Genomic DNA, 14,765 nt, shown 5'->3' on the forward strand with positions numbered 1-14,765 from the left:
CTGACACGATAATGGGTGTAACCACTACAGCTTACTGGTATTTAAGCTGTAGACTCGAAAGTGATTTTCAATTAGAGTTAAAACTGTCTCCTCACACCAAACGAGACTCGCTGAAGCTATCGTCTAACATACTCTTCTTTCTCATTGCGATCGAATAATTAAATTGTTGTCATTAATATTAACCTATTTCTCATAAAAGTCAACAGTAAATTAAAATTTATTTATAATTTTTCAAATCTTCGCTACTTTCGGCGTATGCAGGATCACCATTTAATGCCCGGGCAATGGCTCGCTCAACAGCAGTATTAGAAGTAACATTTGCAATGGCAAGTGGCTTTTCATAACGTTTAGCGTGATGGTTGGCGAGTTGACTAATTCGATGGTGAATTGCATCGATGCAGACAATCACAAAGTCTACATCACGAATTTCGCGTTTTAATTTACTGCTAGAAACTTTTTCTTCTGCAGACGCATCTAATCCGCGGAACAGACCGTGGTGTTTGTCAATGACTGGTTTAAGACCCTTAACCTTGCTGCGGATTCCGGTAATAACAAGTACCTTTCGTTGATGAAGGTCATAGTCCAGCTTTTTCTCATAATCATGACGAGAATTAGCAGGCTTTTTAACAACTTTTGGTTTAGCTGGTTGCTTAGTTGTATCATAATCTTGCTTTTCATGAATCCAGCGAATCGCGCCATCTTTGGTATCAGTTAGGCCATTTCCTCGATCATAGTAGGCAAAATCAATAACCATTCCTGGCTTAATATCGCGGCCAGGGTACTTAAAGGGATCAATTACGATGGTGTTTTCTGGCGCTTCGTCAACGATTGAATTACCCTTAATTGTTTTACTCAGTTGAAGCACATCAGAACCGGGCACGCGTTTTAATTCACCATATTCAATCACATTGACTTTTTCGGGAGTGTAATCGCTAAGGTGGTCACCGGTAATCTGCCGAATAACTGGAAGGCCGCGGACTTTTTGTTCATAGTCTAGTTGGGCAATGTCCCCATCCTCAATAGGAAATGGTAATGCATGCAGAATTGCTTCCGGGTAGTAACGGTGATTAATCTCGGCTCCACTTAATTTCCGGTGTACTAAGTAGCGATTGTCGGCTGCTAGGCGTTCTTCTTCGGTGATTTCTTTTGGTGCTTCAACTGAAGGAGATGCAACTGGGCTTGCCGTTGAGGTTGGCTTCTCTTCATCATTAGCAGGACCGGTAAGCAGTGACTTCAATGTTTTGCGTGCTTGCGGAGGCAACTCGTTTGACGATTGAATTTTGCGTTGAACAAACCGTGGTGCATTTTGTTTAACGGGTTTGCTTTCCTGGTAATGATTTAAAATATTAAGAATGGTGGTAAGACTTCGCTGTGTCTGCAGTAAGCTTTGTGGATCATCAGCGGTATTATTTAAGAGGTCAATCAATTCTTGACGATAATCATAAACTTCCATATTATTTTCCTTTCTTAAAATGAGTTACTAATTTCAATGATAGCAGTTCGTTAGCGTGATGTCAGTAATTAAGTGTGGTTTAGCCGATTTTCTACGGTATAATAAGAAACAAAATCAGAATTGCGAGGATCAAAAATGGCACAACGGTTAATAAAATTATTTTCCCACAATGATTTAGATGGATTCGGGGCTCCATTATTATTAAAAACACTACAACCAGTAATGTTTGAAGACACAGAGTTTGATATGACAAACTGTGGCGCTGGACGAATCGATGAAGAGTTAAGTCGATGGATGCAAACAGCGGAAGTAGGGCGATTTACAGATGTTTACATCATGGATATGACGCCAGATAGCGATTATTCATTTAAGTTATTGAATGAACGTTTCGCTAATCATTGGCTTGTCTTTGACCATCATGAAAGTGAAGCAGAACTACGACAAAAGTATGCGGCCAATAGTATCGTACCTGCTGATCCAACAGTTAACCCAAGTGCCACAAGCTTGGTATGGGATTGGTTAAAACAACAATCGTCTTTTACAAAGATTGATGAGCAACGGCAAAAAGGCCTTGCTTATCTTGTGGAATTGATTCGGGCATATGATACTTGGGATTGGCAAAATGATCCAGAAATGAATGAGCAGGAAAGAATTGATGCCGATAATCTTGATCAGCTCTTTTGGTTTTATCCCCTCCAAGATTCGGAAGAGTTTGTCCAAAATGTTTTTAATACCAGCTGGCAACAATATCAGGAAGAAAATCGGCTGTTGATTCGGACACTAAACGAACGGCGGGCAAAGTACCTTAAGAGCCATTTGAAAGATATTTTAATTACAGATATCGATGATCATAAATTTGGTGTCGTATATGCAAGTGACTATAAATCTGAAATTGCCCACGAATTATTAGTGCAACATCCAGAAGTCGATGCGGCCTTGGTAGTCAGTCCGGTTAGCGTGTCGCTTCGAAGCAACGGAAAGTTAGATGTGGCTAAATTTGCTGAAAAATACTTTAATGGTGGCGGTCATGCTGATGCTGCAGGTGGCCGGTTAACGGTTAATCCGATTGAAGTTGGTGAGCAAGCAGTCATTGATGACCTTAAGCAAACGATCACTAATCAGCAAAATGAACAAAAATCAAATGAAAGTACGCTTGCCGATAATCTTGATCCCGAAGTAGCAGCAAAGATGGCAGCTTTGTTTGGGAAGAAGTAAGTGTATTTTCAGTGCATAGTAATAAATTGCTTTTATATGTTTTAGAATTTAAATAGTTCAAGTCATCAATATGAAAAATTGAAAAGAGAGTGTGGGAAAATTTTAGTTTTTCCATACTCTCTTCTTTTTACAAAAAAAGAACCATGACCCCAAGCCATAGTTCTAGTTGAAAAGTAAATCAATCATGCGGTTGTGTGACCGTTGTGGATAACGCTGTTTTCACGATAACCAAAGTAGAATTGGATAGCAGCAATTGCAATGTTTACCCAGTTCATTGTAAGGAACCAGCCGTTAAGGGCGTTGCCGTCGTGAGTCATGCCGTAATATACCCAAAAACCAATTACGATTGCACATACATTAATCCATGCGAATGTTTTTTGTAGAACTTGGTTATCAAGGGCAAACCACATCCATACAACGTTTACTACAAACCAGATTGCAAGAATCCAAAAGATAACGTCGAACATAGTATTGCTTCCTTTCAACATCCTATCTACACATACCATAGATAATACCTAATAAAGAAGATTTACTTTTCACTATCTATTATAGTTGAATCTTATCCATAGCCAAAAGATAAAGCATTATTAATATGCATTAATGATACATTGGAAAAATATTGAGTAGAAAAGTGCAAATCTTTGCCTTTTACGTATATATCTTTATAGAACTATTTAACGGGGGGATATAACGATGAATGAATTCTTACGCAAAAAGTGGGAGATGGCGGGCTTAGCCGATGACTATATCTTCAACAAAGTGATGCTTGATTATGATGTTGAGATGCAAGTAGCTGACCTCCACGATATTGCCCAACGAAAAGTTGAAGCGACCGATCCGCTTGTCGTAAAATTAAAGGAGAGAATAGCAGTTGTAAAGCGGAACCGGAAATGGAGGCCGGAATACATGCGACGTTCAGTATATGAAATGGATCAAGAAATGCGCGAGAAAAAGATTCGTGAGGGTGAACGTAGGATACGGGATGGCAAACGGGAGATACTAGAAGGAAAACGTGAACTCCTAGAAGGAAAACGAGAGCTTTTAGAAGGAAAACGAGAACTTCAGAAAAGTAAACATGAAATTAAAGAAGGCCAGGATCGACTCAAAGAAAAAGAACAGCTAATTCAAGAAAGAGATAAAAGAAAAGTTTGACTTGTCAGACAAAGAAATTAAGGATTATTTTGCTGAATAAAATGAAAAGGAAGTCTCCAAATCGATTATAGAGGCTTTTTAGATGACTCCTAAAGATTAAGGTATAATAAAACTTTAAATATAAGATCTGTGGGGAGTATCTTTATGAGAAAAATAGCGCTAATTTTGATGCTTTCATTGACGATGATGGTTATGGTGGCTTGTGGGAGAACATCCTCAAGTACTAATAGATCAACTAGTAGTATGACTAGTTCTTTATCAAGTACACAACAAATAAGGGATGATGCAGCACTAAACGCTGAACGATTAACACTTAAGCAAACTGCTGCACTTGTGTTGTACTATCGTGATGCACATATGCCAGGAGCAAATGATTATGATTATTCTGCTGATATGGAAAACAATAATCAGGGAGCAACAGTTAAGATTTATGATAAAGGTGCAGTGCCATGGGGAGAGGGATCCTCTGCTAAGACTTATCCTAAAGGCGCCAAAGTTTTATACATGATTAAATTAACTTCCAAAAGTGATGAAGATGGCGATCGTTTAAATTCAACCTATTATACAATTGTCGGAAATAAGGTTTACTATGCGAACAGTAGTAATGGTATTCGCAAAACAGGCGTAACACTCGCTGAAATGGTGACGTATGCCAAAACTCATGGGGAAGTTAATCGTGTTTTGAAAGTAGCAAAAAACACCAAAATTATTGATATGCGTGGTAAAGTTACAATTACGGATAAGGATGGATTAACTACCCAGCAGCTAGGAACATTAGTTGCATTGTTAAAGAACCCTGATTGGTTTAAGGCAGGAGTTCAAAATGGTGAAATGTATTATGGAACGCATTATGGTTATGGTGAAGTTGCGGATTATCAATATGTAACAACACAGGGTGATTTGACTAGCTATATTTGGTTTAAACGTAAAGGCAATGATGTCACAATTAAAATGATTGGATCAACTGAAAATCAAAATGTGACAGGGGCACCAATGACTACTACGCATACCACTGTTACGAATTTGATAAATAATTACTACACAAGTGAAGACCAACAGGATGAGGTTAATGCCTATGCGGACCAATTAAAAGTGGAACCGTAAAATTAGATTAATTACTAAGAAGGATATATTATGGGTAAAAAAGATAAGTATGATGTTCAAAAGTTTACCGGGATTCCCGTCGAAACAGATGCTAGTGGAAAGTATCAGTTGAAATTTGACCAGAATGGTGAGGCTAAATTACATACTTGGCGGACTGGAAAACATACTAAGGGGAAATTTAAATATCCGGGTCAGTTAATGCTGACGGAAAATAATTTGACTGTTGTAATTCTAAAAGCAGAACCAATGGCTTTTAAGGATCGTCATAGTGAAACGCCTCTGCAACGATTTCTAACTGTCGATGTTACAGAAGATGTCTTGAAACAAGGCCTTGCAGAATTAAAGGAGTGAAATTGATGAAAACACTGGTAATAGTGGCTCACCCTCAACTTGCGAATTCATCGACTGAATCATTTTTAAAGGCAGCCGCTGATGATGAAAATAACGTTATGTGGCATGAATTAAAAACACCTTTTGATATTTCTCAAGAGCAGGAATTACTTAAATCGGCAACCCGAATTATTTTTCAATTTCCGCTGTATTGGTATAGTGCGCCGGCGATCTTAAAGCAATGGCTTGATGAGGTATGGAATTCACAACTTACAAGCAGTCATTTGCTAAAGGGTCGTGAATTGGGGATTGTTACGACGGTTGCTCATTCTGCGTCTGCATTTCAACCGGGTGCCAGTCAAGGATATACAATTGCTGAACTTTTACGACCATATCAGGCTTTAGCGCACGCGATGGGGATGAATTATTTGCCACCATTGCCGATCTATCAATTTGCCCAACAGAGTGAAGAAGAGCGGCAGTCTTTATTTATCCACTATCAGCAATATTTGACCTTAGATAAATTCTTGCATTTTAGCAATCAGACGCAATGGTTTATTGACCACCTTAACGTTAAAATTGCTCAAGAGTTAGATCCTCTTCAACAAGCTAAATTAGAACAATTATTGGCACTTTTACAAGATCAACAAGAGGAGCTGGATGATTTACATACTTCTATCGGATGGCTTCGAGAAAAAGAGGATGACTAAAATGGATGAGAATCAACAATGGGCACACGAAGAATTAAAAAAATTAATGAAAAATAGCCCAACATATGAAGATCAAGCTTTTTACCGGGCATTAGAGCAGTTAATGCTTGAACAAGCACAACGCCTAGTCAATGCCGCCGGTGAGCTCGATGGTCGTAGTTGGGCTGACAAATAATTGATTTAAAAATATAAAGCAGAAGTCTACCTACCACTTCAATAATAGACTTCCACCTTATCAGATAATTGTTTCAAAATGAAACTAGGGGGTTATTGGTACCCGTGATTCTAATTACACGATTAGAAAAAGTCACTAAAAAGTTTGTAAAAATCCTTTGTGGTATTGATACCTTCAAAAGGAATTTATATAACTAAGTCAGTGAAACAATGGGCACTAGAGAATTATGAATAAAATCCTCATACTATTATTATAAAACAAATTATTCCTAAAAAATACAAAATTATATTATTTTATAGCGAGTTGTAAATCTTTTTGGAGCTTGTCAGCAAGAATAATTGCTTGATTATGTTCTTCATCTTTTGCCCCGTAAAGGAGAATAACGTTCTGACTCGGCAACTTACTTTGGACAATTGCCTTTAATGAATTATAGTAAACAGGATTGTTGGTTAATTCTGCGAGATAACGTTCTTTGAATTCTGGATAACGAGCAACGTCATGACCAAACCATTTCCGCAGCTCGGTACTTGGGCCGACCTCTTTGAGCCACTTATCAAGATGTGCATTTTCTTTTGAAATCCCGCGTGGCCAAATGCGGTCAACAAGGATACGATAACCATCTAAATCAACAGGTTTAGTATAAATTCGTTCAATTTTTAGTTCCATCATGCCGATCTCCTTTAATTAGTGTTATGTTTAGGATAGTTCTTTTTAGGAGGAAAATAAATATGCTAACAAAATATCAACAATTTTTTACTGGACGGCCCACAGTCGAAATTGCGAAGGATCTTTTAGGGAAACTAGTAAAATACCAAACTAAAAGTGGAATCATTGGTGGTTATATTGTTGAAACAGAAGCATATTTAGGAGAAAAAGATTCTGCATCACATGCTTTTAACGGACGACGCACTGGCTACTCGGAATCTTTGTATGGGATGCCCGGGAATATTTACCTATACCAAATCCGTGGACATTATTGTTTTGATATTGTGGTTCAGGATGCAGAGGAACCTCAAGGAATTTTACTTCGCGGAATAGAACCGGCGCTAAACATCGATAAAATGATCGAAAATCGGCACATGTCAGGGGTAAATATTACTAACGGTCCCGGTAAATTAGTACAAGCTCTCGGAATTCATTCACGGGATTTAGATGGGCAGCCTATGGAAACAAGTCCACTAACGGTTGATTTACATAATTATAAAATTCCTGGAGAAATAGCTATTTCTGCGCGGATTGGAGTTAATTTGAAGGGGAAAGATGGGTTAAGTCCACGCCGCTTTTATGTAAAAGGCAATCCCTATGTATCAAACGTGAAAAAACAAGACATGGATCTGGAATGTCATGGTTGGAAGGGGTAAATAATGGCGCTAACTTATCAACAACTATTAACGGCAGTTCCCGTTGTTCTCGATGCGGGTAGTGTTCCGAATATTGTCGGGGATGCGGGGATCGGTAAATCTGCTTTAGTTCGTGAAATTGCTGCTAATCTGAATGCGGCATTATTTACTACGGTTGTCAGCTTAAGCGAAAAAGGAGACCTTGCAATTCCGGTTCCCCCCTTGACCAGTGAATCTTTTGTTGAAACGAAGAATTATGGTCGTCTTGCAAATGTACAATTCGGTTACTCTGAAACTTTAATTAGCATTATTAAGTATGCCGAAGCCCATCCTAATCAATCAATTATTTGGTTTTTAGATGAATTTAATCGTGGAACGCAAGCTGTTCAAAGTGAACTAATGAACCTTGTCCTTCAACGAAAGATTAATGCTTTGCGTTTGCCTTCCGCAGTACGGATCATTATTGCGGAAAATCCTGATTCTACGATGACAGGATTTACTGATCGTGAATATGGTGTTGCGACTGGGGATGCTGCAATTAAAGATCGGACAGTTCGTTTAGTAATGACGAGTTCAACGGCGGAATGGTTAAAATGGGCCCAAGCAACCGGAATTAATGACCTTGTTTCCGCCTATCTTACGCAATATCCTGAACAATTATTAGTTGTTGATCCGAACAATGAAGATTTGGCTCCCACGCCACGTGCTTGGGAAAGAGTTTCTCGCAATCTTGATCAATTACAGGCGTTAGACCAGAAAATGCAAAAAGAACTTGCTGCTGATATATTTAGTGGTGACTTAGGTGATGAAGTAGGGGTGGCCTTTGCTCAGTTTGTCCTTGCACAGGGGCAAGAGCTTACAGTGGCAACCTTGAAAGACGCTAAAGATGGCAAGGAGCAGTTTGAAAATGCTGATGAAGCAACCAAAATTCAAGTATTACGTTCATGGCTAAGTCCTAAGCTAGCATCTGAAGAAGAGGCAGCTCTATTTATTAAGTATCTCCAATTAGTCAGTGAAGATGGGCAGTATGCGATTGTTCAAACAGTTGGTGAGGATTTCGTCGACCTCTTGCAAGTAATGTATGAGCAAGCCATTAAACATCCCCAAGGCTCTGTAGCGCAACTTTATCAATATTTTGCGGAAGTTGCGACGAGTGGTGATAATCGATGAGTTTAGGTGACTTTCTAGCACGGTTACATCAAAATGATGGAAGCAATAATCATGTGACATCTGCGCAACGGATTAGGGAGGCAATTATTATCATCCTTCAAAAACAGCGCCTTTTCGGAGAAGTGTTATTACAACTTCCACGAGAGAATGATTTACAGTTACCCGCAATGATGGGATTGAGGTGAGAAGACAATCGCCTTGTACTGGTTATTAATCCAGAAAAGTTAGCGAACGTTCGTAATGATGAACTTCAAAGCTTATTAGAACATGAAGCCCTTCATCTTATCTGGATGCATCCATTACGTTATGCTTCTTATCCTCATCAAGATTTAGTCCAGATTGCAACTGATGTAGCGGTAAATCAGTATTTAACTGAGCCACCTCAGGGAACAGTAACCCTTAGCCAATTGGAGAAAGCTCTTCGTCAAAAACTAATGCCAAAATTAGATTCGCAGGATTATCTCAATATATTAGAACAGCTGCCTGCTGAACAGCAAGAAAAATTACATCAGCCAGGTCTTAAATTGAATGGTGGTAAACAAGAGGAAAATGCAACGGCAGATGAGGTTAAAATAGCTGATACTCATAACGGCTGGCAGGAATCTAAGACAAGTCAGCAGATCAGCAATCAGGTCGTGCGCTTAGCGAATATTAAGCAGATTTTGAATCGTTCCTGGAGGCAAACCCCGCAACGAGATCGCGGTTTGTTACCAGGAAATGTAAGATCACAGCTACAGAAAGTCCAAAAAACTAAAATAGTTGATTGGCGGCAGGTTTTTAGGCATCAGTTTGGGTTGATTGCACGAGGACAAGTTAATTCGCATGCTCGCTTTAATCGCCGGCAACCATTACGAATGGATTTGCCTGGCAAAGTTACGAGATTGGATCCAGCCATTGACATTTTTGTTGATAATTCCGGATCGGTCACCGATCAAGAAATCGTTCAAACACTAACGACACTTGAAAAGATGCTTAAGAAAACAAAACTGACAGCTAATGTTTATTCGTTTGATGCCCGGGTGACCACCAAACAAAAACTACATGATGGTAAAAAACTTGATTTTAGACGAACAGGTGGCGGGGGTACAAGTTTTCAGTGTATTTTTGACTATCTCCATCAACACCATCTAACTAAACGAAATCGCATAATTATTATTATTACTGATGGGTGGGGAGAGGAAAGAATCAATAATTATCATTATCAAAATGTTTATTGGCTAATGATGACAAAGGCTAATCAATTATCAGTAAAAGAGCCACCGGGAAGAGTATTAGAAATGAGGGGATAATTGATGACAACAATTTTAAATCCACAGGCCATGCAAAAGGTACTTACCCATAGCAAAGAATATGAGCGGGCAATTGGTCTTCTTAATAAGCGGTGGGATCCAGATGAACAGCCGATTTTTCGCAACTTTCTCCAGTCCGCAGATGTTCAATTTGCTCGGCAGCTCCAAATTGCTGGATTAATTAAAGGAAAGGTTGACTTAAGTAATTACCAGGAAGTAAATCAATTACTGATGCAACATGACTCATGGTTTTCAGAAAGTGCACGGAAAACTTTATTAAGTCCTTTTTTAGATTGAAGCAAATTTACGTGAATTTCTAGTAGGCATAGTATAATAGTAAGTAATGTAACCTTTTAAGGAGGCCCTGCACATGGCAGTGAATAACGAACTAATTAAAGACGACTTATACGAAGCAGTAAACGGGGAATGGCTAAAGACGGCGAAGATTCCTGATGATAAACCAGCTACCGGGGGCTTCAATGACCTTGTTGATGACATTGACAAGCAACTGATGGATGACTTTGATGCCTATGCAGAAGGGAAGGAAAAGTCTGAGGATTCGCGTTTTAACGAAATGATTAAACTATATCGCCTCGCTAAAAAGTTTGATTGGCGTAAGAAAGTTGGCCCACAACCGCTTAAACGGATGTTGGCAAGTGTAGAAAATCTTAATTCATATGAAGATTACCAATCTCAATGGAAGAACTGGATTTTAGCAGGGATGCCTTCACCGATTAGTTTTGATATTGACGCTGATATGAAGAATGCGACTGTTTATGCTTTATTTGCCTCATCACCATCGCTTATTTTGCCTGATAAGAGCTACTATGAAGCAGAAAAGAAGGCTCAGCACGATCAATTACTCCAATTATGGTCTTCAATGGTGGAAGCCTTGATGGATAAGTTGGGGTATAGCAAAGAAGAAGCAAAAAAGATTATTGATGATGCAATCAAATTCGATGCCCTTCTTGCGCCAAATGTAAAAAGTGCAGAAGAAGCGGCTGATTATAGTAAGATGTATAATCCACAAACGGTTGCAGAACTAGCTAGTGCCACTGATCAACTTGATATTGCGGCAATAATTAAGCAGTTAGTTGGGGAAGAACCGGAAAAAATAATTGTGACAGAACCGGAATACTTTAAGTCCCTGAATAAGATCTTACAAGATAATTTTGAACTCTTTAAAAACTGGGCATTAATTCGTGTCATCCGCGAAAATGCCAGTTACCTTGATGATGAAATGCGTGAAATCAATGGACGTTATGGTCGGGCACTTTCTGGAAGCAAGAAACCAGTTAGCCAACGTAAATTTGCGTTTTATCTTGCCCGCGACATGTTTAGTCAAGTAGCTGGGGATTATTATGGGAAGAAGTACTTTGGACCACAAGCCAAAGCAGACGTTCACCACATGGTTGAGCAAATGATTAAAGTCTATAAAGGACGCTTGACCAATAACCAATGGCTTAGTAAGGATACCCGTGATAAGGCTATCCTCAAGCTTGATAAACTGGGCATTCAAGTTGGGTATCCAGATAAGATTCCTGCTCTCTATGATCAATTTAAGGTTGATGAAGAGGAATCATTGATTGCAAACCTAAATCAATTAACAGTGACGGCTAATAAAGAACTATTCAGTCGTTGGAATAAACCTGTTGATCGGATGCGATGGGAAATGAGTGCGGCCACAGTTAATGCTTACTATCACCCATTTAAGAATATCATTGTATTCCCAGCTGCAATCCTACAGGCACCGTTCTACTCGTTGAAACAAAGCAGCAGCCAAAATTATGGTGGGATTGGCGCAGTAATCGCTCATGAAATTTCCCACGCCTTTGACAATAACGGGTCATTATTTGATGAGTTTGGAAATCTTAATAATTGGTGGACAGATGAAGATTCTGCACACTTTAAGCAATTAGCCCAAAAGATGATTGAAGAATTTGATGGGATCCCATTTGCTGGGCAAAAGGTAAACGGGAAGCTCACGGTTTCTGAAAATATTGCCGATGCAGGAGGCCTTAGTTGTGCACTTGAAGCAGCAAAAACTGAAGCTGACTTCAATGCCCAAGAATTCTTTATTAACTGGGCAACTATTTGGCGAATGAAAGCAACGGAACAATACATGCAATTACTGCTTTCAATTGATGTCCATGCACCGCAAAAATTACGTGCTAATATTCAAGCAGAAAATCTCGATGACTTCTACACAGCATTTGACATTAAGCCTAGCGATGAAATGTACCGGGCGCCAGAAGATCGGGTTCATATTTGGTAATTTAAGATTTACAGAAGGTTGGAAGTTTCTCCAGCCTTTTTGTTTGCTATGATTCTTAGCGTGACAAATATCGCCTTCTTCGGTAAAGCTTAAGCATAGTTAATTTCCCGGGAAATAAATTTAATTGAAGGTAGGAGAACTTATTGAAATTTGCCGATAAAATGAAATTATATCGTTATCAAAAAGGATGGACTCAGCAGGATGTAGCAGAACGATTGTTGATCTCACGTAAAACAATTTCTAGTTGGGAAAATGGTTGAAGTTATCCTGATATTTTTATGTTGGTTCAAATAAGTGACCTCTACCATGTTAGTTTGGATGATTTATTACGGGAGGATCATGAGATGATAAATAACTATAAAGAAGAGCACACTATGAACAAACGAGTAGATAAAATTTTTGTTCTTTGTTATTTTTTGAATATTATTGGTGCTGTAGTTATAGTACTAAAACCAATTTTACCTTTTTTAAGTAATTACTTACCAAAACCGGTATTTACGATTATTTCTTTTGTTATTGTTTCCGGTTTTATTATATTAGTCAGTTATGCTGACTGGTCTAAAATAAAAAATAAGCCTGGATTTTAGATAACGTGGCTGATTATAACGCTATTAGAAGTAAGATTAACATTTCCGGTCAATGTCCCAATAAATGACAATGGAATTGGATATATCTTCGGCGCGTTAACAGGAAATGTATTGGTAGCGTTATGTTTAACTTGTATTGTCTGGTTATTTCCGCAATTTAAAGAAAGAAGGGCTAAATAATGCCGCAAATTAACGTAATCAAGGGAGATATTACCAAAATAAAAGTTGATGCAATTGTTAATGCCGCTAATACAACTTTAATGGGTGGCGGTGGTGTCGATGGTGCGATTCATCGAGCAGCTGGCCCAGCGTTATATGGCGCCTGTGAAAAATTTCATGGATGTCCAACGGGAGAAGCGCGGCTAACTGGCGGCTTTAACTTGCCAGCCAAGTTTATTATTCACACGCCTGGACCGATTTGGCATGGTGGTGATAATGGTGAAGATCAATTGTTAGCCAATTCTTATCACAATAGTTTACTGTTGGCTGATAAACATTTATGTCGGACGGTTGCCTTTCCTTCCATCAGTACAGGGGTATATGCTTTCCCGCTTGAAAGGGCAGCAAAAATTGCGATTAAGACGATTAAAGATTTTCTCCCTACTGCTAATTATGTTGATCAAGTAACGATGGTTTGCTTTGATGATAAAACCTTTGCTGCTTATCACTCACAACCTTATTAAGCTAAATAGTTCAAAACTATTGGAAATTAATTGTTAAACGTTTATAATTTTCTGGATTGACTTTTTCCAGAAAATTTTTTGTTTTAAAAGGAGGTTTATTGTGAAGCACGCTAAATTGCGATCGTTCACTTTTATTCTTGTTGCATTTATGCTGGGATGTAATGAGTTTATGGTTGTGGGCGTTTTATCAGATATTGCACGGAGTTATCATGTTCCACTTTCCACAGTTGGTTTTTTGGTGACAGCTTTTGCAGGAGTCTATGCGATTAGTACGCCAATTATTACTACCTTAACTAGTAATTGGAATCGATATAAGCTTCTTATGCTATTAATGACTATCTTTTTTGTGGGTAATACTTTAACTGCGATGGCACCAACACTTGGCTGGCTCCTATTTGCGCGAATTATTACTGCCGCTGTTGCTGGAACCATTATTTCATTAATTAACTTGCTAGTTAGTATAATTACACCAATGGACAAGCGGCCAATGGTTCTAGCGTGGGTCGGTGCAGGTTTTAGTATTGCGTCGGTCATTGGGGTTCCGCTTGGTACAACCATCGCAACATTACTTTCCTGGCACGATAGTTTTTGGATCATTTCAGGATTAACATTAATTGTGTTTGCATTGTTAGCTTGGCTTACTCCTCGTGATACACCTCAAATTAAAGGGAGCATTTTAGAACAATTAGCGCTATTAAAAGATCACCGTGTTTTATTAGGGATTGGAATCACGGTGGCGGTCTTAAGTCTCCAGTATACTTTCTATACTTATGTCCGGCCGCTAATTACTACTGTGATGGACTTTAGCTTAACTAGTTTAAATTGGCTGCTGCTTCTTTTAGGGGTAATGAGTATTATTGGTAACGAAATTGCTGGAATCGTTGCGAGTCACAATGGGGTTCAAAAATTACCATTTGTCTTTATTCTCATGACAATATTAAATCTTATTCTTGGGATTGCATTGGGAAATAAGATTACAGGAATGCTTGTTCTAGCAACTCTTTGTGTCGTTGTAATTATATATGGAACAACTATCCAACTGGTATTTATTAGTGTGGCAGAAAAAGAATATCCGCAGTCATTAGCTTTAGCAACATCATTAATTTCAATTTTTGCTAATGTTGGGATTTCACTTGGATCCTTTACGGCTTCTACTACTGTTAACTTTGCTAATTTAACGATGCTTGGCTATGTAGGTGCAGTGTACGGACTTTTAGCGATCGGATTATCTTTTGCCCTTCGTCGTTTTTACCGAAAATAATCTCTGAACCTGCTGAAAAGT

17 protein-coding genes, 1 pseudogene and 1 other annotated feature (1 of these 19 only partly in view) are annotated in these 14,765 nt (G+C 38.7%); of the genes and pseudogenes, 15 read left to right on the forward strand and 3 right to left on the reverse strand.

Annotated elements, in window-relative coordinates:
- Positions 1-154, reverse strand: a binding site (T-box leader) (it extends 86 nt beyond the left edge of the window).
- Between the two features lie 63 nt (positions 155-217).
- The gene (locus QOS06_RS04185; RefSeq protein ID WP_283595546.1) at positions 218-1,453 is read right to left on the reverse strand and encodes a DUF2325 domain-containing protein; all 1,236 of its coding nucleotides are present in this window, start codon (positions 1,451-1,453) and stop codon (positions 218-220) included.
- A 135-nt stretch (positions 1,454-1,588) separates the two neighbouring features.
- On the opposite strand from QOS06_RS04185, the gene QOS06_RS04190 reads away from it, so the two are divergent.
- Positions 1,589-2,668 carry a DHHA1 domain-containing protein gene (locus QOS06_RS04190; RefSeq protein ID WP_078009842.1) on the forward strand — a complete coding sequence of 360 codons (1,080 nt, stop codon included), beginning with the start codon at positions 1,589-1,591 and terminating at the stop codon, positions 2,666-2,668.
- A 182-nt stretch (positions 2,669-2,850) separates the two neighbouring features.
- Here QOS06_RS04190 and QOS06_RS04195 read toward each other — a convergent pair whose 3' ends face one another.
- On the reverse strand, positions 2,851-3,135 hold the full coding sequence (locus tag QOS06_RS04195) for a hypothetical protein (RefSeq protein ID WP_085650470.1): 285 nt from the start codon (positions 3,133-3,135) through the stop codon (positions 2,851-2,853).
- Between the two features lie 226 nt (positions 3,136-3,361).
- On the opposite strand from QOS06_RS04195, the gene QOS06_RS04200 reads away from it, so the two are divergent.
- The 5 genes from QOS06_RS04200 (at position 3,362) to QOS06_RS04220 (ending at position 6,139) form a co-directional block, all read left to right on the forward strand.
- Positions 3,362-3,820, forward strand: coding sequence for a hypothetical protein (locus QOS06_RS04200; protein WP_225431020.1), 459 nt, complete (start codon positions 3,362-3,364; stop codon positions 3,818-3,820).
- Positions 3,821-3,964: 144 nt separating this feature from the next.
- The gene (locus tag QOS06_RS04205) at positions 3,965-4,924 is read left to right on the forward strand and encodes an Lreu_0056 family protein (RefSeq protein ID WP_085678517.1); all 960 of its coding nucleotides are present in this window, start codon (positions 3,965-3,967) and stop codon (positions 4,922-4,924) included.
- A 30-nt stretch (positions 4,925-4,954) separates the two neighbouring features.
- Positions 4,955-5,275, forward strand: coding sequence for a DUF7671 family protein (locus QOS06_RS04210; protein ID WP_003669810.1), 321 nt, complete (start codon positions 4,955-4,957; stop codon positions 5,273-5,275).
- Between the two features lie 5 nt (positions 5,276-5,280).
- Positions 5,281-5,964: an NAD(P)H-dependent oxidoreductase gene (locus QOS06_RS04215; RefSeq protein ID WP_085678520.1), complete on the forward strand. Its 684-nt coding sequence runs from the start codon at positions 5,281-5,283 to the stop codon at positions 5,962-5,964.
- Between the two features lies 1 nt (position 5,965).
- A complete protein-coding gene (locus QOS06_RS04220; RefSeq protein ID WP_164480658.1) occupies positions 5,966-6,139 on the forward strand; it encodes a hypothetical protein in 174 nt (57 codons plus the stop codon).
- A 288-nt stretch (positions 6,140-6,427) separates the two neighbouring features.
- On the opposite strand, the gene QOS06_RS04225 is transcribed toward QOS06_RS04220, so the two are convergent.
- The gene (locus QOS06_RS04225) at positions 6,428-6,808 is read right to left on the reverse strand and encodes a DUF488 domain-containing protein (protein WP_003669815.1); all 381 of its coding nucleotides are present in this window, start codon (positions 6,806-6,808) and stop codon (positions 6,428-6,430) included.
- Positions 6,809-6,867: 59 nt separating this feature from the next.
- Here QOS06_RS04225 and QOS06_RS04230 point away from each other — a divergent pair, with 59 nt between their 5' ends.
- From QOS06_RS04230 to QOS06_RS04275, 9 genes and pseudogenes are all read left to right on the forward strand, one after another.
- Positions 6,868-7,500, forward strand: a complete 633-nt coding sequence (locus tag QOS06_RS04230; RefSeq protein ID WP_011953588.1) for a DNA-3-methyladenine glycosylase — start codon at positions 6,868-6,870, stop codon at positions 7,498-7,500.
- 3 nt (positions 7,501-7,503) lie between these two features.
- Positions 7,504-8,649 (forward strand): AAA family ATPase, encoded by a 1,146-nt coding sequence (locus QOS06_RS04235; RefSeq protein WP_003669817.1) that lies wholly within the window; start codon positions 7,504-7,506, stop codon positions 8,647-8,649.
- Positions 8,646-8,834 carry a hypothetical protein gene (locus tag QOS06_RS04240; protein ID WP_283595547.1) on the forward strand — a complete coding sequence of 63 codons (189 nt, stop codon included), beginning with the start codon at positions 8,646-8,648 and terminating at the stop codon, positions 8,832-8,834. The genes QOS06_RS04235 and QOS06_RS04240 overlap by 4 nt, the downstream gene beginning before the upstream one ends.
- A gap of 24 nt (positions 8,835-8,858) precedes the next feature.
- On the forward strand, positions 8,859-9,938 hold the full coding sequence (locus tag QOS06_RS04245; protein ID WP_283595554.1) for a vWA domain-containing protein: 1,080 nt from the start codon (positions 8,859-8,861) through the stop codon (positions 9,936-9,938).
- Between the two features lie 3 nt (positions 9,939-9,941).
- Positions 9,942-10,235 (forward strand): hypothetical protein, encoded by a 294-nt coding sequence (locus QOS06_RS04250; protein WP_085678526.1) that lies wholly within the window; start codon positions 9,942-9,944, stop codon positions 10,233-10,235.
- 73 nt (positions 10,236-10,308) lie between these two features.
- Entirely contained in the window at positions 10,309-12,213 is a 1,905-nt protein-coding gene (locus QOS06_RS04255; RefSeq protein ID WP_085678528.1) for a M13 family metallopeptidase, read from the forward strand.
- Between the two features lie 143 nt (positions 12,214-12,356).
- Positions 12,357-12,980, forward strand: a pseudogene (locus QOS06_RS11110) (helix-turn-helix domain-containing protein).
- Positions 12,980-13,483 (forward strand): O-acetyl-ADP-ribose deacetylase, encoded by a 504-nt coding sequence (locus QOS06_RS04270; protein ID WP_085678531.1) that lies wholly within the window; start codon positions 12,980-12,982, stop codon positions 13,481-13,483. Before QOS06_RS11110 ends, QOS06_RS04270 begins: the two are co-directional and overlap by 1 nt.
- 100 nt (positions 13,484-13,583) lie before the next feature.
- Positions 13,584-14,744: an MFS transporter gene (locus tag QOS06_RS04275; RefSeq protein ID WP_273779942.1), complete on the forward strand. Its 1,161-nt coding sequence runs from the start codon at positions 13,584-13,586 to the stop codon at positions 14,742-14,744.
- The last annotated feature ends 21 nt before the right edge of the window (positions 14,745-14,765 follow it).

Origin of the sequence: Limosilactobacillus sp. DJ3M12 (assembly GCF_947381695.1) — a bacterium.
GTDB classification, from domain to species: Bacteria; Bacillota; Bacilli; order Lactobacillales; family Lactobacillaceae; genus Limosilactobacillus; species Limosilactobacillus kinnaridis.